Origin of the sequence: Mesorhizobium sp. M7A.F.Ca.AU.001.01.1.1 (genome assembly GCF_004022735.1) — a bacterium.
Taxonomy (GTDB): Bacteria; Pseudomonadota; Alphaproteobacteria; order Rhizobiales; family Rhizobiaceae; genus Mesorhizobium; species Mesorhizobium ciceri.
In genome coordinates, this window is sequence record NZ_RZPF01000506.1 from 1 (window position 1) to 4,950 (window position 4,950).

Consider the following 4,950-nt stretch of genomic DNA (forward strand, 5'->3'; position numbering starts at 1 on the left):
CTTGTCGGCTGTGCGTTATGTCGGGTTGAATCCGGTGCGCGCGGGACTGGTGAAGCAGGCGGCGGATTGGTCCTGGTCAAACGCTCGGGCGCATCCGACTGATAAGCCCGATGGCGTCACGGAATTGGGGCCGATGAAACACAGTTGCCGTCGTCGGTCGGGCGGTTCGATTTGATCGAGATGGATGCCGCGGCTTTCGACGCACTGCGCAAGGCCGAGAGCATCGGCTGGCCGGTGGGCAACGAGGCATTTCTGGGTAGGATTTTCGGGCAAACCGGAACCGCGGAAGCGGGGCAGGCGGCCGAAGCGAAATAGTGCACTGTGACCGTAATTCTTGAGCGCGGCGCATGATGGGTTACCCTCCCCTCGATGGGGAGGGTCGGCGCGGAGCGCCGGGGTGGGGTGCGGCGCAGACCCCCACCCCGCTCCGCTTCGCGGATCGACCCTCCCCACAAGGAGGAGGGTAAAAGCTCAAAACCCAGCCTGATCGCGAAACAACTCCGCATTGTCCAGCTTCGACACCTCGATCACCGCTTGCGTGCGGCTGTAGACATTGAGTTTGCGCAGGATCTCCGAGACATGCGCCTTCACCGTGGTCTCTCCCACCTGCAGCTCGTAGGCGATCTGCTTGTTGAGCAGGCCCTGGCGCAGCATCTGCAGCACGCGCAGTTGCTGCGGCGTTAGCGTCGACAGGCGCTGCACCATGTCGGCGCGGTCGGCGCTGTCGGCGTCCGGCGGCCGGCCTTCGTAGGTCTCCGGCACATAGATCGCGCCTTCCATCACCGAGCGGATGGCTGCGGCGAGGTCGCTCTTGCGCGCCGATTTCGGGATGAAGCCGGCAGCGCCATAGGACAGCGCTTCGGAAATGATCTTCGGCTCCTCGTAACCAGAGACGATCACCACGGGCAGGCGCGGATAGCGGGTCCGGAGTTGCAGCAGGCCGTCAAAACCGTGCACGTCGGGCATCGAGAGGTCGAGAAGCGCGAGGTCGAACGGCTTGGCATCGGCCAGAAGATCGAGCGCCTCGGTGATCGAGCGCGCCTCCACCGTGTCGACTTCCGGATAGGCCATCTGCACGGCGCTGTGCAGCGCCTCACGAAACAGCGGATGGTCGTCGATGATCAGAAACCGGGCGCGATCGTGGGTTGCGGTCATGGGGTTCATTTCAGTTCGTGAGCGATTAGAATAACCTCTCCACCATGGCCAGATTATTGCCAAATAGTATATCGCCATCTCCGGCGGAAAGTGCCGCCGGCACTTTCTCGACCAAATCGCCTTGTCCAGGCCCCCAAATCGGTCGAATGTTCCGGCAACCAAGCAGAGACCCTTGATGACAGAATTCGTCCTTCCCCTGCCCGCAACCGCATCGGTGGCCGTTGCCGGCTCGTCCGATCGTTTTGCGGTGCGCCGTATCTACTGCGTCGGCCGCAACTACGCGGCGCATGCCCGCGAATTCGGCAATGACGAGCGTGATCCGCCCTTCTTCTTCACCAAGCCGGCCGACGCGGTGGTCGATTCCGGCACCGCTATCCCCTACCCGCCGCTGACGGCCAATCTGCACCACGAGATCGAACTGGTGGCCGCGATCGGCAAAGCCGGCTTCCGCATTCCCCGCGACAAGGCGCTGGACCATGTCTGGGGCTACGGCGTCGGCATCGACCTCACCCGCCGCGACCTGCAGGACGAGGCCAAGAAGGCCGCCCGGCCCTGGGACTGGTCGAAGGCCTTCGACCGCTCCGCCCCTTGCAGCCCGTTGGTGCAAGCGCACGAATCCGGCCACCCACAGAAGGGCCGCATCTGGCTCGCCGTCAACGGCAAGGTCAGGCAGGATGCCGACCTCGCCGAACTGATCTGGCCGATACCGGATATCGTGTCGATCTGCAGCGAGGCGATGGAGCTCGAGCCCGGCGACCTGATCTTCACCGGTACGCCAGCAGGCGTCGGCGCGGTTGGCCCCGGCGACACGATGACCGGCGGCGTCGACGGCATCGGCACCATCGAAATAACCATCGGCCAGCCGAAGTGAGCGCATGAGCAAACTCGTCCTGCACAACTACTATCGCTCCTCCACCTCCTACCGGGTGCGGATCGCGCTGGAGATGAAGGGGCTGAGCTACGACTATATCCCGCATCATCTGCGCCATGGCGAGCACCTCGAACCAGCCTATCTCGCGGTCAATCCGCAAGGGCTGGTGCCGGCGCTGGTGCTCGGCGACGGCACGCTGCTGACGCAATCGCTGGCGATCATCGAATTCCTCGACGAGACCAGCCCGGAACCACCGCTATTGCCAGGGGATGCGGCCGGTCGGGCACGGGTCAGAATGCTGGCGCAGATGATCGCCTGCGACATCCACCCGGTGAACAATCTGCGCGTGCTGACCTCGCTGCGCACGCTGTTCGGCGCCGGCGACGAGGACGTCGTCAACTGGTTCCGCCACTGGGTGAACGAGGGCTTTCAGCCGCTTGAAAAGATCCTGGCCTTGTCGGCGGAGACCGGAACATTCTGCCATGGCGACGCGCCGGGTCTGGCTGACATCTGCCTCGCCGCACAGATTGCCAGCAATGCCCGCTTTGGCGTCGATCTGACGCCCTACCCGACGATCGCGCGCATCAACGCCGCCTGCATGGCGCTGCCGGCCTTCCAGAAAGCGGCGCCCCAGAACCAGATCGACGCGGAATAAGGCGTCATCTGCGTAGCGTCGGCACCGGAACAGTATGGCTGGCGGAATCGATTTTCGCTTGACCGGATAGGGAATCGGCTATCGTTTCCCGCAGGCCGTGTGAAAGGTGGTGTTGCCGATGAAAGCCGTCGTCTTCGAGAAATTCGGCGAAGCGCCGAGGATCCAGACCGTTCCTGATCCGAAGCCGGCAGCCGATGGCGTCGTCATCAAGGTCGAGGCGACCGGTCTGTGCCGCAGCGACTGGCATGGCTGGATGGGTCATGACGAAGGCATCACGCTGCCGCACGTGCCGGGCCATGAACTTGCCGGCATCGTCGTCGCCGCGGGCAAGCAGGTCACACGCTGGAAGGCCGGCGAGCGCGTCACAGTGCCGTTCGCCGTCGGCTGCGGCCGCTGCTTCGAGTGTAATTCGGGCAATCACCAGGTCTGCGAGCACCAGACACAGCCTGGCTTCACCGGCTGGGGCTCGTTTGCCGAATATGTCGCCATCGAACATGCCGACACCAATCTTGTGCGCCTGCCCGACGAGATGGAATTCGCCACCGCCGCCAGCCTCGGCTGCCGCTTCGTCACTTCGTTTCGAGCCATTGTCGACCAGGGCCGGGTGAAGCCGGGCGAATGGGTCGCGGTGCATGGCTGCGGCGGCGTCGGCCTGTCGGCGATTATGATTGCCAGCGCCATGGGCGCCAATGTCATCGCCATCGATCTCACCGACGAGAAACTGGATTTCGCCAAAAAGATCGGCGCCGTCGCCACCATCAATGCATCTACGACGCCGAACGTGGTCAAGGCGGTCAAGCAGATCACCAATGGCGGCGCGCATATGTCGATGGACGCGCTCGGCCACCCCACCACCTCGTTCAATTCGATATCCAATCTGCGCCGGCGCGGCCGCCATGTGCAGGTCGGCCTGATGCTGGGCGAGCATGCCCGGCCGCAGGTGCCGATGGACAAGGTGATCGCCTTCGAGCTCGAAATCCTCGGCAGCCACGGCATGCAGGCCTACCGCTACCAGGCGATGATGGACATGATCCGCAACGGCAAGCTGAAGCCCGAACTGCTGGTCGGCAAGAGGATCAGTCTCGACGAGGCGCCTGCGGCCCTGATGGCGATGGGCGGCTTCGAGGGCATTGGGATTGGGGTGGTGACGAAGTTTTAGGCGAGGACGGCACCGTCGTCAGGCGATCGCGCGTCGTGGCAATTCCTGCTTCGCGAATCGCTTGGCGCCTACGACGCAAAGCACCACGCCAAGCGTGACGACCACCATCAACGAACTGACCTGTTCGTGCAGCAGCGTCGCTGCCAGTGCCAGTCCGAAGAATGGCTGCAGCAGCTGCAACTGTCCGACCGCGGCGATGCCGCCTTGCGCCAGGCCGCGATACCAGAACACGAAGCCGATCAGCATGCTGAACAGCGAGACATAGGCAAGCCCCATCCACGCACTGACGCCGACGCCGTCGAACGACGGCGGCATGGTCAGCAGCGTCAGCACCAGCATGATCGGCAGCGACAGCACCAGCGCCCAGCAGATCACTTGCCAGCCGCCGAGCCTGCGCGACAGCGCGGCGCCCTCGGCATAGCCGAGGCCGCAAGCGATGATGGCAGCCAGCATCAGACCGTCGCCGACCGGCGAGGCAGTCACGCCCTGCGTCAGCGCAAAGCCCGCGACCAGCGCACTGCCTATGCATGAAAACAACCAGAACGCCGGGCGCGGCCGATCGCCGCCGCGCAGCACGCCGAATATCGCAGTGGCCAGCGGCAGCAGGCCGACGAAGATAATGGAATGGGCCGTGGTGACGTGCTTCAGCGCCAGCGCGGTCAGCAAGGGAAAGCCGACAACCACGCCAAGTGCCACGATCACCAGCGACAGCAGATCGCCGCGCTCCGGGCGTTTCTGCCGAAACAGGAGCAGCAGCGCAAGGCCAAGCAGTCCGGCAATCGCCGCCCGGGCCGAGGTCAGGAATGTCGGATCGAATTCCCTGACCGCCACGCGCGTCGCCGGCAGCGAGCCGCTGAAGATCAACACGCCGATGAATCCATTCATCCAGCCACTCGCGGTCTTGTCCATCGTATGCTCCGTTTGTCGGCTCCGTATCGCGCGGAGCCGGTAGTATCGCCAGAGACAATGCGGTACAATTATGCAAAACTGTCATAGTCAGCAGAGCAGTACGGATGGACAAGCAGACTACAGGAAGCGAGAGCGGCGGTACGCTGGTCGAAGGCGTCATGGCGACGATCCGCCAGCGGATCGCGGCGCGCAGCCTGACGC

Annotated in this window: 6 protein-coding genes; 4 read left to right on the top strand and 2 right to left on the bottom strand. The window is 64.0% G+C overall.

The window, feature by feature from the left end:
- Positions 1 to 171 precede the first annotated feature (171 nt).
- The gene (locus tag EN884_RS39790; RefSeq protein ID WP_245491988.1) at positions 172 to 315 is read left to right on the top strand and encodes a hypothetical protein; all 144 of its coding nucleotides are present in this window, start codon (positions 172 to 174) and stop codon (positions 313 to 315) included.
- Positions 316 to 471: 156 nt separating this feature from the next.
- On the opposite strand, the gene EN884_RS25595 is transcribed toward EN884_RS39790, so the two are convergent.
- Positions 472 to 1,155 (bottom strand): response regulator transcription factor, encoded by a 684-nt coding sequence (locus tag EN884_RS25595; RefSeq protein ID WP_024503826.1) that lies wholly within the window; start codon positions 1,153 to 1,155, stop codon positions 472 to 474.
- A 175-nt stretch (positions 1,156 to 1,330) separates the two neighbouring features.
- Between EN884_RS25595 and EN884_RS25600 the strand changes: the two genes are divergently transcribed.
- From EN884_RS25600 to EN884_RS25610, 3 genes are all read left to right on the top strand, one after another.
- Positions 1,331 to 2,026, top strand: a complete 696-nt coding sequence (locus EN884_RS25600) for a fumarylacetoacetate hydrolase family protein (protein WP_024503825.1) — start codon at positions 1,331 to 1,333, stop codon at positions 2,024 to 2,026.
- A 4-nt stretch (positions 2,027 to 2,030) separates the two neighbouring features.
- The gene (gene maiA / locus EN884_RS25605) at positions 2,031 to 2,681 is read left to right on the top strand and encodes a maleylacetoacetate isomerase (RefSeq protein ID WP_024503824.1); all 651 of its coding nucleotides are present in this window, start codon (positions 2,031 to 2,033) and stop codon (positions 2,679 to 2,681) included.
- Positions 2,682 to 2,799: 118 nt separating this feature from the next.
- Positions 2,800 to 3,840, top strand: a complete 1,041-nt coding sequence (locus EN884_RS25610) for a zinc-dependent alcohol dehydrogenase family protein (protein WP_063168158.1) — start codon at positions 2,800 to 2,802, stop codon at positions 3,838 to 3,840.
- 18 nt (positions 3,841 to 3,858) lie between these two features.
- Here the strand turns inward: EN884_RS25610 and EN884_RS25615 are convergent, their stop codons facing one another.
- Positions 3,859 to 4,749: a DMT family transporter gene (locus EN884_RS25615; RefSeq protein WP_063168159.1), complete on the bottom strand. Its 891-nt coding sequence runs from the start codon at positions 4,747 to 4,749 to the stop codon at positions 3,859 to 3,861.
- Positions 4,750 to 4,950 lie beyond the last annotated feature (201 nt).

What these genes read in the sequence shown, in the direction of transcription:
- EN884_RS25600 (WP_024503825.1), top strand. Translation starts at nt 1,331, where the DNA reads ATGACAGAATTCGTCCTTCCCCTGCCCGCAACCGCATCGGTGGCCGTT.
- EN884_RS25610 (WP_063168158.1), top strand. Translation starts at nt 2,800, where the DNA reads ATGAAAGCCGTCGTCTTCGAGAAATTCGGCGAAGCGCCGAGGATCCAG.
- EN884_RS25595 (WP_024503826.1), bottom strand. Translation starts at nt 1,155, where the DNA reads ATGACCGCAACCCACGATCGCGCCCGGTTTCTGATCATCGACGACCAT.
- maiA (WP_024503824.1), top strand. Translation starts at nt 2,031, where the DNA reads ATGAGCAAACTCGTCCTGCACAACTACTATCGCTCCTCCACCTCCTAC.
- EN884_RS25615 (WP_063168159.1), bottom strand. Translation starts at nt 4,749, where the DNA reads ATGGACAAGACCGCGAGTGGCTGGATGAATGGATTCATCGGCGTGTTG.